The sequence below is a fragment of the Actinomadura keratinilytica genome, assembly GCF_039539665.1.
In the GTDB taxonomy this organism is placed as follows: domain Bacteria; phylum Actinomycetota; class Actinomycetes; order Streptosporangiales; family Streptosporangiaceae; genus Spirillospora; species Spirillospora keratinilytica.
Genome location: NZ_BAABDO010000009.1, coordinates 66293 through 82360 on the forward strand (window position 1 = coordinate 66293; position 16068 = coordinate 82360).

Annotated in this window: 16 protein-coding genes; 7 read left to right on the forward strand and 9 right to left on the reverse strand. The window is 72.4% G+C overall.

Annotation, left to right across the window (positions count from 1 at the left end; translation table 11 throughout):
• Positions 1-18: 18 nt before the first annotated feature.
• The 6 genes from atpA to ABD879_RS05250 all read left to right on the forward strand — a co-directional run bounded on the left by atpA (position 19) and on the right by ABD879_RS05250 (position 5165).
• A complete protein-coding gene (atpA, locus tag ABD879_RS05225; protein ID WP_345017937.1) occupies positions 19-1665 on the forward strand; it encodes a F0F1 ATP synthase subunit alpha in 1647 nt (548 codons plus the stop codon).
• A 7-nt stretch (positions 1666-1672) separates the two neighbouring features.
• Positions 1673-2572 carry a F0F1 ATP synthase subunit gamma gene (locus tag ABD879_RS05230; protein ID WP_345017939.1) on the forward strand — a complete coding sequence of 300 codons (900 nt, stop codon included), beginning with the start codon at positions 1673-1675 and terminating at the stop codon, positions 2570-2572.
• A gap of 2 nt (positions 2573-2574) precedes the next feature.
• Positions 2575-4005, forward strand: coding sequence for a F0F1 ATP synthase subunit beta (gene atpD / locus ABD879_RS05235; protein ID WP_345017941.1), 1431 nt, complete (start codon positions 2575-2577; stop codon positions 4003-4005).
• 42 nt (positions 4006-4047) lie between these two features.
• Positions 4048-4428: a F0F1 ATP synthase subunit epsilon gene (locus tag ABD879_RS05240; protein ID WP_345017943.1), complete on the forward strand. Its 381-nt coding sequence runs from the start codon at positions 4048-4050 to the stop codon at positions 4426-4428.
• Positions 4429-4521: 93 nt separating this feature from the next.
• Positions 4522-4953: a DUF2550 domain-containing protein gene (locus ABD879_RS05245; protein ID WP_345017945.1), complete on the forward strand. Its 432-nt coding sequence runs from the start codon at positions 4522-4524 to the stop codon at positions 4951-4953.
• A complete protein-coding gene (locus ABD879_RS05250) occupies positions 4950-5165 on the forward strand; it encodes a hypothetical protein (RefSeq protein WP_345017947.1) in 216 nt (71 codons plus the stop codon). The genes ABD879_RS05245 and ABD879_RS05250 overlap by 4 nt, the downstream gene beginning before the upstream one ends.
• Here the strand turns inward: ABD879_RS05250 and ABD879_RS05255 are convergent.
• Positions 5152-6090, reverse strand: coding sequence for a DUF4097 family beta strand repeat-containing protein (locus tag ABD879_RS05255; RefSeq protein ID WP_345017949.1), 939 nt, complete (start codon positions 6088-6090; stop codon positions 5152-5154). The two genes, ABD879_RS05250 and ABD879_RS05255, sit on opposite strands and share 14 nt — an antisense overlap.
• Before the next feature lie 135 nt (positions 6091-6225).
• Positions 6226-6885, reverse strand: coding sequence for a cob(I)yrinic acid a,c-diamide adenosyltransferase (locus tag ABD879_RS05260; RefSeq protein ID WP_345017951.1), 660 nt, complete (start codon positions 6883-6885; stop codon positions 6226-6228).
• A 116-nt stretch (positions 6886-7001) separates the two neighbouring features.
• On the opposite strand from ABD879_RS05260, the gene ABD879_RS05265 reads away from it, so the two are divergent.
• Positions 7002-8588: a GMC family oxidoreductase gene (locus ABD879_RS05265; protein WP_345017953.1), complete on the forward strand. Its 1587-nt coding sequence runs from the start codon at positions 7002-7004 to the stop codon at positions 8586-8588.
• Positions 8589-8964: 376 nt separating this feature from the next.
• Here ABD879_RS05265 and ABD879_RS05270 read toward each other — a convergent pair whose 3' ends face one another.
• From ABD879_RS05270 to nucS, 7 genes are all read right to left on the reverse strand, one after another.
• Positions 8965-9864, reverse strand: coding sequence for an N-acetylmuramoyl-L-alanine amidase (locus tag ABD879_RS05270; RefSeq protein WP_345017955.1), 900 nt, complete (start codon positions 9862-9864; stop codon positions 8965-8967).
• A 123-nt stretch (positions 9865-9987) separates the two neighbouring features.
• Positions 9988-11490 carry an aldehyde dehydrogenase family protein gene (locus ABD879_RS05275; RefSeq protein WP_345017957.1) on the reverse strand — a complete coding sequence of 501 codons (1503 nt, stop codon included), beginning with the start codon at positions 11488-11490 and terminating at the stop codon, positions 9988-9990.
• Positions 11491-11913: 423 nt separating this feature from the next.
• Complete coding sequence (locus tag ABD879_RS05280) at positions 11914-13224, reverse strand: sensor histidine kinase (protein WP_345017959.1); 1311 nt, start codon at positions 13222-13224, stop codon at positions 11914-11916.
• Between the two features lie 73 nt (positions 13225-13297).
• The gene (locus ABD879_RS05285) at positions 13298-14113 is read right to left on the reverse strand and encodes a site-2 protease family protein (RefSeq protein ID WP_345017961.1); all 816 of its coding nucleotides are present in this window, start codon (positions 14111-14113) and stop codon (positions 13298-13300) included.
• Between the two features lie 74 nt (positions 14114-14187).
• Complete coding sequence (locus tag ABD879_RS05290; protein ID WP_345017963.1) at positions 14188-14772, reverse strand: TetR/AcrR family transcriptional regulator; 585 nt, start codon at positions 14770-14772, stop codon at positions 14188-14190.
• 79 nt (positions 14773-14851) lie between these two features.
• Entirely contained in the window at positions 14852-15259 is a 408-nt protein-coding gene (locus ABD879_RS05295) for a DUF3224 domain-containing protein (RefSeq protein WP_345017965.1), read from the reverse strand.
• Positions 15260-15361: 102 nt separating this feature from the next.
• The gene (nucS, locus tag ABD879_RS05300) at positions 15362-16042 is read right to left on the reverse strand and encodes an endonuclease NucS (protein ID WP_345017967.1); all 681 of its coding nucleotides are present in this window, start codon (positions 16040-16042) and stop codon (positions 15362-15364) included.
• Between the last annotated feature and the right edge of the window lie 26 nt (positions 16043-16068).

Consider the following 16068-nt stretch of genomic DNA (forward strand, 5'->3'; position numbering starts at 1 on the left):
GGGAGCAAGAGAGGAATCATGGCGGAGCTGACGATCCGTCCGGACGAGATCCGGGACGCGCTGGAGCGCTTCGTCCAGTCGTACGAGCCCGAGGCAGCCGCGCGCGAAGAGGTCGGCACCGTGGTCGATTCCGGCGACGGTATCGCCCACGTCGAGGGGCTGCCTTCGACCATGGCGAACGAGCTCCTGGAGTTCGAGGACGGGACGCGCGGGCTGGCGCTGAACCTGGACGTGCGCGAGATCGGCGCGGTCGTCCTGGGCGACTTCTCCAAGATCGAGGAGGGCCAGAAGGTACGCCGCACCGGCGAGGTGCTGTCGGTGCCGGTGGGCGACGCGTTCCTGGGCCGCGTCGTGGACGCGCTGGGCAACCCGATCGACGGCAAGGGCCCGATCGAGGCGTCCGAGCGCCGCGCCCTGGAGCTGCAGGCCCCCACGGTCGTGCAGCGGCAGTCGGTGAAGGAGCCGCTGCAGACCGGCATCAAGGCGATCGACTCGATGACGCCGATCGGCCGGGGCCAGCGGCAGCTGATCATCGGTGACCGGCAGACCGGCAAGACCACGATCGGCATCGACACGATCCTCAACCAGAAGGACAACTGGCTGTCCGGCGACGAGAAGAAGCAGGTGCGCTGCATCTACGTCGCGGTCGGCCAGAAGGGCTCCACGATCGCCAACGTGCGCCGCACCCTCGAGGAGGCCGGCGCCATGGAGTACACCACGATCGTGGCGGCCCCGGCGTCCGAGCCGTCCGGCTTCAAGTACATCGCCCCCTACACCGGGTCGGCGATCGGACAGCACTGGATGTACCAGGGCAAGCACGTCCTGATCATCTTCGACGACCTGTCCAAGCAGGCCGAGGCCTACCGCGCCATCTCCCTGCTGCTGCGCCGCCCGCCGGGCCGCGAGGCCTACCCGGGCGACGTGTTCTACCTGCACTCGCGGCTGCTGGAGCGGTGCGCCAAGCTCTCCGACGACCTCGGTGGCGGCTCGCTGACCGGCCTGCCGATCATCGAGACCAAGGGCAACGACGTGTCGGCCTACATCCCGACCAACGTCATCTCCATCACCGACGGCCAGTGCTTCCTGGAGACCGACCTGTTCAACCAGGGCGTGCGCCCGGCCATGAACGTCGGTATCTCGGTGTCCCGGGTCGGCGGTTCGGCGCAGATCAAGGCCATGCGCAAGGTCGCCGGTACGCTGCGGCTGGCGCTGTCGCAGTACCGCGACCTGGAGGCGTTCGCCGCGTTCGCCTCCGACCTGGACGCGGCCTCGCGCGCCCAGCTCGAGCGCGGCGCCCGCCTGGTCGAGCTGCTCAAGCAGCCGCAGGGCAACCCGTTCCCGGCCGAGAAGCAGGTCGTGTCGGTGTGGGCCGGCACCTCCGGCGAGCTGGACGACGTCCCGGTGGCCGACATCCGCCGCTTCGAGGCCGAGTTCCTGGAGTACATCGAGCGCGAGCACGGCGGTCTGCTGACCTCCATCCGCGAGACCGGTGAGCTGTCCGACGACGGCCTCACCACCCTCAAGGACGCCATCACCGAGTTCAAGAAGGGCTTCGAGACCAGCGAGGGCGGCCTGCTGGGCGAGGAGGCCCCGGTGGAGGCGATCGACCAGGAGGACGTGGAGCAGGAGACCATCAAGCGCGTCAGCAACCCGAAGAAGGACTGACGCACCGATGGCTGCACAGCTTCGCCAACTGCGGCAACGGATCAGGTCGGTCAAGTCGACCGCCAAGATCACGCGTGCCCAGGAGATGATCGCGACCTCGCGGATCGTCAAGGCCCAGCAGGCGGTGGAGGCGTCCAAGCCGTACGCCGACCAGATCACCCGGGCGCTGTCCGCGCTGATCAGCCACCATGTGGGGATCAAGCACCCGCTGCTCACCGAGCAGCCGGAGGACAAGCGCTCGGCGGTGCTGGTGATCACCAGTGACCGCGGATTCGCCGGCGGCTACAACGCCAACGCCATCCGCGAGGCGGAGTCGCTGATCACGGCCCTGCGCGAGCAGGGCCGCGAGCCCGTGCCCTACGTGATCGGCAACAAGGGCATCACCTGGTACCGGTTCCGCGGCCGGCAGATGGCGGCCGAGTGGCGGGGCATCAGCGACCGGCCCGACTTCGCCAGCGCCGAGCAGGTCGGGCGGCGGCTGACCGAGGACTTCCTCAAGACCGACGCCGAGGGCGGGGTCGGGGAGATCCACGTGGTCTACACCGAGTTCGTCTCGATGCTGACCCAGCGGGCCCAGGTGCGCCGGCTGCTGCCGGTGGAGGTCGTGGAGACCGCCGAGTCCGACACGGTGCCGCCGGCCTACGACTTCGAGCCGTCCCCCGAGGCCGCGCTGGACCTGCTGCTGCCGAACTACATCGAGAGCCGCATCTACCACATGCTGCTCCAGTCGGCGGCGTCCTACCACGCGTCGGTGCGCCGGGCGATGAAGTCGGCCACCGACAACGCCAACGAACTGCTCGGGGTCTACACGCGCCAGATGAACCAGGCGCGGCAGGCCGCGATCACCCAGGAAATCAGCGAGATCGTCGGTGGCGCTGACGCGCTGGCCGATTCTGGCGGGGAGTGAGAATGACTGCACAGGTAGAGACGGCGACCGCGACCGGGCGCGTCGCCCGCGTCATCGGTCCGGTCGTCGACGTGGAGTTTCCCGCCGACGCCCTCCCGGAGATCTACAACGCGCTGCACGTCGAGGTCGCCCTCGGCGAGGAGACCAAGACGCTGACCCTGGAGGTCGCCCAGCACCTGGGCGACAACATGGTCCGCGCGATCTCCATGCAGCCGACCGACGGCCTGGTGCGCGGGGCCGCGGTGGTCGACACCGGCGACTCGATCGCGGTGCCGGTGGGCGACGTCACCAAGGGCCACGTGTGGAACGCGCTCGGCGAGTCCCTGGACGTGCCGACCGCGTCGCTGAAGGTCACCGAGCGGTGGGGGATCCACCGCAAGGCCCCGGCCTTCGACCAGCTGGAGTCCAAGACCGAGATGCTGGAGACCGGCATCAAGGTCATCGACCTGCTCACCCCGTACGTGCGCGGCGGCAAGATCGGCCTGTTCGGCGGCGCGGGCGTGGGCAAGACCGTGCTGATCCAGGAGATGATCACCCGGGTGGCGCGGAACTTCGGCGGTACCTCGGTGTTCGCGGGCGTGGGCGAGCGCACCCGCGAGGGCAACGACCTGTGGGTCGAGATGGACGAGGCGGGCGTCCTGAAGGACACCGCGCTGGTGTTCGGCCAGATGGACGAGCCGCCGGGCACCCGGCTGCGCGTCGCGCTGTCCGGCCTGACCATGGCCGAGTACTTCCGCGACGTGCAGAAGCAGGACGTGCTGCTGTTCATCGACAACATCTTCCGGTTCACCCAGGCCGGTTCGGAGGTGTCCACCCTGCTCGGCCGCATGCCGTCGGCGGTGGGCTACCAGCCGACGCTGGCCGACGAGATGGGCGTGCTGCAGGAGCGGATCACCTCGACCCGGGGTCACTCGATCACCTCGATGCAGGCGATCTACGTGCCCGCCGACGACATCACCGACCCGGCGCCGCACACCACGTTCGCGCACCTGGACGCCACCACGGTGCTGTCGCGGGCCATCACCGAGAAGGGCATCTACCCGGCGGTGGACCCGCTCGACTCCACCTCGCGGATCATGGACCCGCAGATCCTCGGGCAGCAGCACTACGAGGTGGCCCAGGAGGTCAAGCGGATCCTGCAGAAGTACAAGGAGCTGCAGGACATCATCGCCATCCTCGGTATCGACGAGCTGTCGGAGGAGGACAAGGTCACCGTCCAGCGGGCGCGGCGCATCGAGCGCTTCCTGTCGCACCCGATGTACGTGGCCGAGCAGTTCACCGGCCAGCCCGGCGTGACGGTGCCGCTGTCGGAGACCATCGAGTCGTTCAAGGGGATCGCCGAGGGCAAGTACGACCACCTGCCCGAGCAGGCGTTCTTCATGTGCGGCGGCATCGAGGACGCCGAGCGCAAGGCCAAGGAGCTGGCCAAGTAGCCGGTCCCCAGCGCGGGGCCGCTCGACGCGGAGGATGAACAGGTGGCGACTTTGAAGGTCGGGCTCGTCTCGCCGGAGCGCGAGGTGTGGTCCGGCGAGGCCAAAATGGTGGTCGCGCAGACCATCGAGGGCCAGCTCGGCATCCTGCCCGGGCACGCCCCGGTGCTCGGTGTGCTGCTCGACGGCAGCGTGGTGAAGGTCGAGCCCGCCGACGGCGGCGAGTGGGTCACCGCCATGGTGGGCAGCGGCTTCTTCTCCATCGCGAACGACGAGGTGTCCATCCTGGCCGAGCAGGCCGAGCTGGGCGCCGAGGTGAACGTGGCGGCCGCCCAGCAGGCCCTGAAGGAGGCCGAGGAAGGCGGGGACGCCACGGCCGAGCGGCGGGCCCGGGCGCGGCTGCGCGCCGCGGGGCAGAACGCCTAGCGAACGGAAGAAGAGCCGGGCGGCGCACGGACGACTGGACGGACACGGAAACGGCGGGGGTAGTTGGGCGGGCAGCTGGCAGTGGATGCGGGCGTGGCGCTCGCCGCGGTCGTGCTGCTGGTCGTGCTGCTGTTCGCCGTGGTGTCCGTGCGCCGCTGGCTGTTCGTGCGCGGCGGCGGCACGGTGGAGTGCAGCCTGCGGGTGATACCGGAGGAGGGAGCTCCCGGACCGTGGCGGCTGGGCATCGGCCGTTACCGCGGTGACGTGCTGCACTGGCACCGCGTCTTCGGCTTCAGGACAAGGCCCCGGCAGGTGATTCACCGCCGGGGCCTTGTCGTGTCCAACCGGCGCCGGCCCGAGGCGGGGGAGGCCGCGGGGCTGCCGCCGGACGCCAGCGTCATCGAGGTGCGCGACGGGGACCTCACCGTGGAGCTGGCGATGAGCGCTTCGGCGATGACGGGGTTCCTGGCCTGGCTTGAGGCCGCGCCGCCGGGGTTCCCGGTGGACATCCACCAGTCCGAATGACCCGGGGGCGGGCGTTCGGGCGCGATCGGGTGCGGTCGGCGGCCGGGGTGCTGCCGGTGGAGAAGGCCACGCGGCGCATGGCCTGCGGGCAGGTCGCCGGCGTCAAGACGTGGGGCCGGACGGCGGCGTGGGTGGACGTGCTGACGCCCGTCCCGCGTCGGCGGCCGTTCCGCGTCGGCGGGCCGGGCGTCCCGGCTCCTAGGCGGCGTTGACGACGATGGGGCCGTTGCCGGTCCGCAGGTTCACCCGGCGGGGCGAGCGGCTGTCGTTGTGCACGCCGGACTCGATCCGCCGCTCGCCGCTCTCGTTGTCCATCGTGATCGCGTAGGACTGCCCGGCGGGCAGGGTCAGCCTGATCTGGCCGGTGTCGGTGCGGGCCCGCACGCTGTCGGGCGGCGCGGCCAGGGCGATCCGCACGCCGCCGTCGTTGGTGCGCGCGTTCAGCCGCCGCGAGCTCAGCTCGGTGGCGTCGATCTCGCCGGTGTCGGTGCTCAGGTCGGCGGTGTCGGCGCGGCCGGTGAGCGCGATGGGGCCGTTGGCGGTGCGCGCGGTGAGGCGTACGGCGCGCAGCCCGGTGGCGCTGATCCGGCCGGTGTCGGTGCTCAGGTCGGCGGTGTCGGCCCGGCCGCCGATCCGGATGGGTCCGTCGGCGGTGTGCGCCGACAGGGCGGAGGTGCGCAGGTCGCGTGCGGTGATCGAACCGTTGTCGGAGCGCAGGGTCAGGCGTCCGCTGAGGCCGGTCGCCTCGATGGCGCCCTCGTCGGTGGTCACCTGCACGGCGAGGCCGCGCGGCACCCGCAGCCGGTAGGTGATCCCGCAGGCGCCGGGGCCCAGCACCGTGCGGCCGCAGGAGGCGTCGAGCGTCAGCGTGCCGCCGGCGACCGAGTGCCGGGGGTTCGGCTTGTTCCGCGAGTTCGACCAGCGCAGCCGCTCCTGCACGTGGACGCCGCGGGAGTCGGAGCCGACGATCTCGACGCGGCCGTTGCCGGAGGTCAGCCTGACCGCGGTGACGGCGTCGCGGACGTCGTAGGACCGGGTCTCCCCGTGGGTGCCGAAGTCCACTGAGCAGCCCGTCAGCGCGAGCGCGGCGGCCGCGGCGGCCCCGGTTGCCAACGCCACGGTCGTGAAGCTGTTCACTCGTCGTCTCCCGCCCGTCGGTGGTCGAATCCCCGTCGGGCTTCAGCATCGCCCGGGGGACGGGGCCGCCACCAGGAGGCGGCCCGCCGTCCTCATGGTGGGGCTAACCCCACCCCCGGTGTGCCCGGCGGGAGGTCAGCGTTCGCCGCCGGGCTTCCACAGGACGTCGCCGTGCTCGGCGTTGGCGACCCGGCAGAGGATGAACAGCAGGTCCGACAGGCGGTTGAGGTAGCGCGCCGTCAGCGGGTTGACGCCGCCCTCCACCGCGCCGGAGGCGTCGTCGTCCTCGCCGGAGGCGTCGGCGGGGACGCTGGCGGGGGCGGCCCCGTGCGCCTCGATCGCCGCCCACGCCGAGCGCTCGGCGCGCCGCGTCACCGTGCGGGCGACGTGCAGCAGCGCCGCGCCGGGCGTCCCTCCGGGGAGGACGAAGCTGCGCAGCGCCGGCAGTTCGGCGTTGTGCTCGTCGCAGGCGGCCTCCAGGCGGTCGATGTAGGTGGAGTCCACCCTCAGCGGCGGGTACGGCGGATTCGGCGTCACAGGGGCGCACAGGTCGGCGCCGACGTCGAACAGGTCGTTCTGCACCCGGGTCAGCAGCGCTTTGATCGGTTCGGGCAGGCCGCCCATCGCCAGCGCCACGCCGATGGCCGCGTTGGCCTCCTCGACGTCGGCGTAGGCCGCCAGTCGCGGGTCGGTCTTGCGGGTGCGCGACCCGTCGCCGAGTGCGGTGGTGCCGTCGTCCCCGGTCCGGGTGTAGATGCGGGACAGTACGACGGGGGTCTCCCTGTTCTTCGCCATGCCCTCACACTAAGCCGTGGCCCTCGCGGAAGGCCGTGGACGAGCGCTCGGTAGGGTGCGAGGTGTCTCATAGGGACGTCCCCCCGCCGAGACCCCCCGTACCGGAGGCGCCAGTGGTGTACGACTACATCATCGTGGGCGCGGGCAGCGCGGGATGCGTGCTGGCCGCCCGGCTCAGCGAGGACCCCGGCACCCGGGTGCTGCTGCTGGAGGCGGGGCCGCCCGACGATGCCCCGGAGATCCGCATCCCGGCGGCGGTGGCCACGCTGGCCCGGGGGCCCTACGACTGGGACTACGGGACCGTCCCCCAGGAGCACGCGGCCGGACGAAGCGTGTACTGGCCGCGCGGACGCACCCTGGGCGGCAGCTCGTCCACCAACGCGATGATCTACATTCGCGGCCACCGGTACGACTACGACACCTGGCGCGACTCCTACGGCTGCACGGGCTGGGGGTACGCCGACCTGCTGCCGTACTTCCTGAGGGCCGAGGATCAGCAGCGCGGGCAGTCCCCCTACCACGGGGTGGGCGGGCCGCTGCGCGTGGAGGACCTGCGGTACAAACATCCGCTCACCACGGCGTGGGTGCAGTCGGCCAAGGCGTACGGGCTGGCCGCCAACGGCGACTTCAACGGGCCCGAGCAGGACGGCGTCGGCTTCTACCAGGTCACCCACAAGCGGGGGCGGCGCTGGTCCACCGCCGACGCGTACCTGCGCCCGGCCATGGCGCGCCCCAACCTCACCGTGGTGACGGACGCGCTGGCGCACCGGATCCTCATCGAGAACGGACGCGCCGTAGGGGTGCGGTACGAACGGCGCGGGGAGCTCGTCGACGTCCGGGCCGAGGCGGAGGTCGTGCTGTCGGGAGGCTCGGTCAACAGCCCGCAGCTGCTGATGCTGTCCGGCGTGGGCCCGGCCGACCATCTGCGCGCCCACGGCATCGACGTGGTGGCCGACTCCCCGGTGGGGCAGGGCCTCCAGGACCACCCGTACGTGAACGTCATGTTCGCCGCGCCCCGCAAGAAGGCGCTGTGGGAGATGGCGGGTGCCGGCAGCCTCGCGCTGTGGCAGGCCCTGGGGCGCGGCCCGTACGCCTCCAACGTCGCCGAGGCGGGCGGTTTCGTCCGCACGGTCGAGGGGCTGCCCGCCCCCGACCTGCAGTACCACGTGCTGCCCACGCCCCTGGTGGACCAGGGGCTGACGGAGGCCCGGCAGCGGGTGATGTCGGTGCTGGTCACCGCGATCGCGGTGGGCAGCAGGGGTTCGCTGCGGCTGCGGTCGGCCAGCCCCTACGCCAAGCCGCTCATCGACCCGGCCTACCTGGCCGACAAGGCCGACCTGGACGTGCTGGTGGCGGGGATCCGCCAGGCCCGGGAGATCGCCGCGACCGGGCCGCTGGCCGCGCTGGTGGGCGGCGAGTTCGCCCCGGGCGAGCAGGTGTCGGGCGACGAGGCGCTGGCCGACTTCGTGCGGCGCCAGGTCGCCACGCTGTTCCATCCCACCGGCACCTGCGCCATGGGCGGCGACGGCACCGTCTGCGACCCCGAACTGCGGGTGCGGGGCGTGGAGGGCCTGCGCGTGGTGGACGCCTCCGTCATGCCGGCGGTGCCGCGCGGCAACACCAACGCCCCCACCATCGCCATCGCCGAACGCGCCGCCGACCTCATCCGGGGCCGCGCCCCCCTGGAGCCCGTCACGCCCTGAGACGCGAGAACGCCCCCGCCGGGTCCTCGAAGGACCGGGCGGGGGCGTCGGCCGGAGCGGCAGCCGTCCCGGGGGGTCGGCCGCGCCTGCCCACGGCTCACCGCTTGCGCGCCTTGGCGGCCCGGCGGGCGGCCTTGGCCTCGGCCTGCAGGTGCCGTACACGCTCGGCGGCGATGGCCCTGGCCACGTCGTGGTGCAGCATTCACGCTCTCCTCGGTTCCGCGGGCCGGCCTTCCCGGCCCGGCATGTTCGAGGTTCGCGCTAAGGCCGCGGGCGCCGCATCGGGACGACGCCTTATCCGTGCGGCCCGCGGCCGCCTTAGCCGCGCCCAGGACGTCTTACGCGTCCCGCGGCGGCTTATGCGGCGGCCGGGGGCCTACTGCTCCCAGATGAGCACCTTGGCGGACCCGCCGGTGATCTGGGCGGTCTGCGTGCCGTAGTGGATGACCTGGAACCGCACCCTGGACCCGTCCTTGACCGTGTCGGCGGGCAGCGCGTAGTGCACGAACGTGTCGCCCTCGCTGGCGACGTACTCGGCGATGGGACCGGCCTCGATCTTGCCGTCCGACTCGCGCCGCTCGATGGCGCGGGCCTGCAGCTCCGTGCCGGCGGGCAGGCCCTTGATGCGGACGTTGGCGGTCAGGGAGTAGCGGGCCGGGCCGTGCACGAGCGACGGGCCGCCCCGGTTCCAGTGGTGGTGCGCGGAGTCGGCGTACTCCTTGGGCCAGTCGACCGTCGTCCAGGTGTCGGGCGGCAGGGACTGGGCGTCGGTGACGCCGACGGAGACGTACTCGGGCATGTCGTCCTCCTGGTTGGATCCGGCGGGCATCCCGGCCCGCACCCACGCGTACAGCTGGTCACCCGGGCACGAGGTCGCGGTGACGTCGCGGTGCCCCCGTTTGGCCAGCGTTCCGCCCTTGCGGCGGCACGCCTCGTCGTACAGCCACCGGATCGCGTTCTTGGCGGCGGCGGTGGCGTCTCCGTCCCGGCCGATCATGCACACGCCGATGCCCGAGGTGTTGTGGTCGGGTGCGTGCGCGCCGACGACCAGCCAGCCGCGGCCCTCGTAGATCCGGCCCTTGACGTCGACCAGGAAGTTGTAGCCGATGTCCGCCCACCCGTTGGAGTCCATGTGGTGGTTCTGGATCTGGCGGGGGGTCTGGGTGGTGGGGCCTTCGGAGTAGTGCACGATGAACTCGGTCCGCCGCGACCACGTGGTGGTGGTACGGGAGCGCGGGGCGCGGGCGCCCCATTCCGCGCGGCTGATGATGTCCACGGAGCCTCCCTGTGGTGAGCGGGTACCAGCGGCGCCGTTAGCGACGTTAGCGGCCCGCTCACCACCCGGAGGGCCGTCCGGGGATATACGCCCTATGCCACACCTGTCGGGAACGTTGGCATATCACCGCTTGTAGTGGCGCCCATGGAAGAACGTGACCAGCTGCAGGACGCGCGCCATGTCCTTCTCGGTGCGGGTGAAGGACGTCAGATTCGTCGGCAGGGCGAAGCGCTGGCGGGTGATGGCCTTGGGGCGGGCGAACTCGCGCAACCCGTCCGCGCCGTGGATGCGCCCGAACCCGGACTCGCCGACGCCGCCGAACGGCAGCGCCGCCACGGTGGCGAAGGCGGCGAAGGCGTTGATCGAGGTCATGCCCGAGCGCATGCGGCGGGCCAGCTCCATGGCGCGTCCGCGGTCGCGGGAGAAGATCGTCCCGGCCAGGCCGTAGCCGGTGCGGTTGGCCTTCTCCAGCGCCTCCTCCAGGTCCTTGACCCGGTGCACGGTGATCGTCGGGCCGAACGTCTCCTCGCAGACGGCGGCCGAGTCGTCCGGCACGTCGGTGAGGACGACCGGCTCCACGTACGGCTTGCGCACCGACTCGGGCCCGCCGACGACGGCCCGGCCGCCCTTGTCGAGGGCGTCCTTGATGTGGCGTTCGATGACGTCGAGCTGGGCGGGCATGGTGATCGGGCCGTAGGCGGCCTCGCGGTCGAACCCGGGGCGCAGGTCGCGGGCCTTCTCGGTGAGCTTGGCCAGGAACGCGTCGTAGGCGGCGTCCACGACGTAGATGCGCTCGACGCCGATGCAGGTCTGGCCCGCGTTGGACATCGCGCCCCACAGCGCGGCGTCGGCGGCGGCGTCCAGGTCGGCGTCGGCGTCGACGATGCAGGCGTCCTTGCCGCCGCACTCGGCCACGATGGGGGTGAGGTTCCGCGCGCAGGCCGCCATCACCTTCTTGGCGGTGCGGGCGGACCCGGTGAAGGCGATCTTGTCGACGCCGGGGGAGGAGGCCAGCGCGGCGCCCGTCTCGCCCAGCCCGGTGACGACCTGCAGCACCGGCTGCTCGGGGATCACCGCGGCGACCAGCTCGGCCAGCAGCACGCCCACGCCCGGGGTGAACTCCGACGGCTTGAACACCACGGCGTTGCCGGCGGCCAGGGCGTAGGCGATCGAGCCCATCGGGGTGAAGATCGGGTAGTTCCACGGGCCGATCACGCCGACCACGCCCAGCGGCTGGTACTCCAGGACGCACTTCTGGTTGATCGCGATCATGCCGGGGAACACGGTGCGCGGCCCGAGCACCTTGTCGGCGTTGCGGGCGGCCCAGTCCAGATGCGTGATCGCCATGACCGTCTCGAGCTGGGCGTCCTGCAGCGGCTTGCCGGTCTCGTTGTGGATCAGCTCGGCCATCCGGTTCAGGTTGCGGGTGAGCGAGCCCTTGACGTTCAGCAGCCGCACCCGGCGCTCGCGGCGGTCCAGCGCCGCCCACCACTCGGCCGCCTCCCGGGCCCGGCGCACCGCCTCCTCGACCGCGTCGCGGTCGTGGACGGGATGCTCGGCGACCACCTCACCGGTCGCCGGGTTCAGCGAGGCGAACGTCGCGCTGCTCTGCGTGTCCACGGTCATCGGAACCTCCCGGGGGCTCGGCCGCGATAGTAAGCGGTCACTTTCGTCCCGAATAGTCAACCACTGGACCGACGATACGGCTCCGCCGGGACCGCATATGGCGCGAAACGCCTCCGCCCGGCGATCCGCCGCCGCCCGGCCCCGTGGTGCGGCGGGAACAATCCCGGGCGGCCGCCGGTTACACTCTTCGTGGCCGGTGTGCCTGGTGTCCCCGGGCCTCACCTATCGCCTTCGCGGAATACCGGGTCGGCGTTCCCCGCTCCGGCGGGGCGGCGCGGATCGCTTGGAGCCGCGTTGTGCCTTTCGCCGAGAGGCGACCCGCACACCGGTTTCAACGTGGGCAAGGCCCCGCGGGACAACCACCCGCGGGGCCTTTTCCATGTCCGCTTCCGTGGCCGCGGGGCGGCGCCCGGCCCTCGCCGCTCAGCCGCCCGTCCCGGCCGCGGGCTCGTCGGGCAGCTCCACCGTCAGCGTCGTGCCCTCGCCGGGGGCGCTGCGGACGGTCACCGTGCCCCCCAGAGTCCCGGCGCGGCGGTGCAGGCCGAGCAGGCCGAAGTGCTCGCCGGTGCCCAGGTCGGGCCGGGCGGCGTTGCCGGGGTCGAAGCCCACCCCGTCGTCGGCCACCGTGAGGCGGGCCGCGGTCTCGTCGAACGCCAGCCGCACCGCCACCGTGCGGGCGCGGGCGTGCCTGCGGACGTTGGCCAGGGCCTCCTGCGCGGCGCGCAGCAGCACCACGTCGGCCGCGGGCGACAGCGGCCGCGGCTCCCCGTCGATCCCGTACGTCGCCTCGACGCCGGTCTCCTCGCCGAACGTGGCGGTCAGGCGGCGCAGCGCCTCGGCCACCGGGGCGGCGTCCAGCGCCACCGGCGGACGCGCCGCGATCAGCGCCCGCGCCTCGGCCAGATTGTCGCGCGCGGTGCGGATCGCCGGCTCGACGGCGGCGCGCAGCGGATCGTCCGGCGGCATCCGCCGCTCGGCCGCCTGCAGCAGCGTCAGGATGGTCAGGAAGCCCTGCGCGAGCGTGTCGTGGATCTCGGTGGTCAGCCGCTCGCGCTCGGCCGCGGCCCCGGCGGCGTGCGACAGCCGCGCCACCTCGGCCTGGCTGGAGCGCAGCCGCTCGATCAGCCGGGCCCGCTCGCGGCTCTGCGTGATGACCCGGTCGATCCAGGAGCCGAGGAACACCGCGCAGACCGTGCCGAGCACCCCGATCGCCGCCATGATCATGATGACCGACGACTCGTGCCGGTACCGCAGCAGCGCGGCCAGCGGCACCATGTTCACCACCATCGCGGCCGTGCACGCCCGCCGCAGCGACAGCAGCTGGAAGCAGTGCGGGACGAGCGCGAACCCCGCGTACCAGGCCGTCCCGGTCACCAGCGACGCCGCGGCGAACAGCGCCAGCGCGCCCGCCAGGTAGCCGTAGGCGAGCGGGGTGTCGTCGGCGCCGGTGCGGGCGGCGCGGTGCCCGACCGCCAGGTAGAGCGGCAGGATCCCCGCCAGCAGCACCGACGCGGCGACCGGGTGGTCGGACGCCGCCGGCATCGCGAACGTCAGGGCGATCGTGCCCGCCAGCACGATCAGCGTGTAGGCGTCCCACACCGGAAGCCGCTGGCAGGCGTGCGACCTGTCGGCGTTCCCGGCGGCGTCCGCGCCGGCGTCCGCGCGTTCGTTCACGGCGGCGTCTGCGGCGGAGGGCGTGACGGGGGGCATCGCCGCCTGGGCGCCGTCGCTCATGATTCCAGTATGTCGGCGGGCACTGACGCCAGCACCGCGGGGGCGTCCGCCGCGGCCCGGCCGCCCGCGGGGCTCAGCCGCGCCAGAACTGGAACAGGTCGTGGCCCAGCTTGATCGGGAAGTTGTCCACCGGGATCGCCACCTCGAACGGGAACTCGCCCAGCCCCAGCACGTCGGTGAGGTGGTAGATCAGGCCGAAGAACTCCTGGTTGACCGCCGGGATCCAGAGCAGCGCGATCAACGCCAGGAACACGTACCCGCCGTACGCGCCGACGCGCTTCACCCACGCCCGCGGCAGGTACGGCTCGACGATCCCGAAGCCGTCCAGTCCCGGGATCGGCAGCAGGTTGAGCAGCGCCGCCGTCACCTGCAGGAACGCCAGGAACGCCAGCGCCGACCAGAACACCGCGTGCTCCCGGTCGGCCAGTGTGACGAACGCCACCGCGAGCAGCGCCGCGAACAGCACGTTGGCCAGCGGGCCGGCCGCCGAGATCAGGCTGTGCCGCAGCCGCCCCCGGATCGCGCCGCGGTCGATCCACACCGCGCCGCCGGGCAGGCCGATCCCGCCGAGCAGGATGAACAGCAGCGGGATCGCGAAGCTCAGCGTCACGTCGGCGTACTTGAACGGGTTGAGGGACAGGTAGCCGCGGGTCGCCACGCCGTGGTCGCCGGACCGGTGCGCCAGGTAGGCGTGCCCGAACTCGTGCAGGCACAGCGACACCACCCAGCCCGCCAGCACGAACCCGAACACCGCGAACCGCGCGGCCGTCTCCATGGACGTGCCGTACCGCCAGGCGATCAGGCCGCACGCCACGGCCAGCGCGACGATCACGAGGAACACCGGACTCGGCTGGACCGCCGAGCGTCCGCGCTGGTACACCGTCCCCATCCTCCGGGTCCCTCCCCGTGTCGGCGGGCGCCCCCGCGCCCCGATCCTGCCTGTCGACTGCGCCCGGCCCGTCCTCAGGGCCCGACGATCACCGGTACCACGTACGTGCGCAGGAACCGGCGGGTGTCCTCGTCGCCGCGGTCGCGGTCCATGACGATCAGCGAGGTGATGACGCGGAAGAGGAACTCCACCGTGCCCTCCACCTCGATGTCGGCCCGCAGCATGCCGGCGCGCTGCGCACGCTCGAAGTAGGGGCGCACGTAGTCGCAGCACAGCGCCAGCACCTGCTCGACGGCCCCGGCCACCGCGGCCTGCATGTGCCCGGCCGCCTCCGGGGCCAGGAACCGGCCGATCGTCGGCTCGGCGCGCACGAACTCCACCGCGTCCATGGTGCCCGCCACGATCGCCTCGGGCACCGACCGCTGCCGCCGCAGCCGCTCGGCCAGCCCGTCCAGGTAGCGCCGCAGGTTGCGCAGCAGCACGGCCAGGATCAGCTCGTCCCGCCCGCCGGTGATGCTGCGGTACACCGTCGCCCTGGACAGCCCCGCCGCGATCGCGATGTGCTCCACCGTCGTCTTGGCGACCCCGAGGCGGGCGAAGCACTCCTCGGCCGCGTCGATGATGCGCTCGCGCGTGGCGTCGGCGGTCGCAGGGGGCATGCCCTGAAGGGTACCGGGCGTCGGCGCCCCGTCCGCCGCTGCGCGCGGGGCGCCGACCGCGGCCTGGCGCGCGGCGGCGTCAGTCCAGGGAGTACTCCAGCGACCAGCGGTGGCCGCCGTCGGCCTCGACGGTGATCTGCCCGCGGCCGCGGATCCCGGCCAGCTCGCCGGTGCCCGAGGTCGGCACGATCAGCCAGCGCAGCCACTGCGTGGCGGGCGTGCCGTCCTCGCTGCCCGCGCTGTGCTGCAGGACGAACGCGCCCTCCCGGCCGTGCAGGATGCCGGCGACCGTCTCGATCCCCACGTACGCGGCCGGACCCGCGGCGGTCTCCACGGTGATCAGCTCGGCGGTGCTGGTGCCGACCAGGTCGCCGTGGAAGGTCTTGCGCACCCGCACCCGCGTCAGCGCGGCGCCGTCGTGCTCGGCGTACGGCTCGGCGGCCTCCCAGGCGTCGATGTCGAAGGTGCCGCTGGCATGTGAGGTCATGCAGGTCATCATGCCCGCGGACGGCCGCGCGGGCGCGCGGCGGCGACGCGGTGCGGGTCAGAACGGTGCGGGTCAGAACGGTGCGGGTCAGAACGGTGCGGGTCAGAACAGGGTGCCCTCGTGCTTGATGCCGCGCAGCGCGTCGTAGTCGAGCGTCACGCAGTCGATGCCGCGGTCGGTGGCCAGCACCCGAGCCTGCGGCCTGATCTCCTGCGCCGCGAAGACGCCCCGCACCGGGGCCAGGTGCGGGTCGCGGTTGAGCAGCTCCAGGTAGCGGGTGAGCTGCTCCACCCCGTCGATCTCGCCGCGCCGCTTGATCTCCACGGCCACGGTGGCGCCGTCGCCGTCCCGGCACAGGATGTCCACCGGCCCGATCGCGGTCGGGTACTCGCGGCGGATCAGCGTCCACCCCTCGCCGAGCGTGGTGATGTGCTCGGCCAGCAGCTCCTGCAGGTGGGCCTCCACGCCGTCCTTCTGCAGCCCCGGGTCCAGCCCCAGCTCGTGGCTGGAGTCGTGCAGGATCTCCTCGATGGTGAGGATGAGCCGCTCGCCCGACTTGCCGTGGGTGACGGTCCACCGGGCGATCGCGCCGTTCTCCTCGTACGGCTCCTCGCGCAGGGTGCAGGGCGGGTTCATCCAGTTGAGGGGCTTGTAGGCGCGATCGTCGGCATGGATGCTCACGCTGCCGTCGGCCTTGATGAGCACCAGCCGGGGTGCCATCGGCAGATGGGCGGTGAGCTTGCCGACGTAATCGACACTGCAGCGAGCGATGACCAGACGCACGCGGCCTAACCTTAGTGACTCCGCTG

Excerpts from the sequence above, each read along its gene's own strand:
- atpA (WP_345017937.1), top strand. The coding sequence starts at position 19 with ATGGCGGAGCTGACGATCCGTCCGGACGAGATCCGGGACGCGCTGGAG.
- ABD879_RS05295 (WP_345017965.1), bottom strand. The coding sequence starts at position 15,259 with ATGACCTCACATGCCAGCGGCACCTTCGACATCGACGCCTGGGAGGCC.
- ABD879_RS05280 (WP_345017959.1), bottom strand. The coding sequence starts at position 13,224 with ATGAGCGACGGCGCCCAGGCGGCGATGCCCCCCGTCACGCCCTCCGCC.
- ABD879_RS05285 (WP_345017961.1), bottom strand. The coding sequence starts at position 14,113 with ATGGGGACGGTGTACCAGCGCGGACGCTCGGCGGTCCAGCCGAGTCCG.
- atpD (WP_345017941.1), top strand. The coding sequence starts at position 2,575 with ATGACTGCACAGGTAGAGACGGCGACCGCGACCGGGCGCGTCGCCCGC.
- ABD879_RS05250 (WP_345017947.1), top strand. The coding sequence starts at position 4,950 with ATGACCCGGGGGCGGGCGTTCGGGCGCGATCGGGTGCGGTCGGCGGCC.
- ABD879_RS05290 (WP_345017963.1), bottom strand. The coding sequence starts at position 14,772 with ATGCCCCCTGCGACCGCCGACGCCACGCGCGAGCGCATCATCGACGCG.
- ABD879_RS05230 (WP_345017939.1), top strand. The coding sequence starts at position 1,673 with ATGGCTGCACAGCTTCGCCAACTGCGGCAACGGATCAGGTCGGTCAAG.
- ABD879_RS05275 (WP_345017957.1), bottom strand. The coding sequence starts at position 11,490 with ATGACCGTGGACACGCAGAGCAGCGCGACGTTCGCCTCGCTGAACCCG.
- ABD879_RS05260 (WP_345017951.1), bottom strand. The coding sequence starts at position 6,885 with ATGGCGAAGAACAGGGAGACCCCCGTCGTACTGTCCCGCATCTACACC.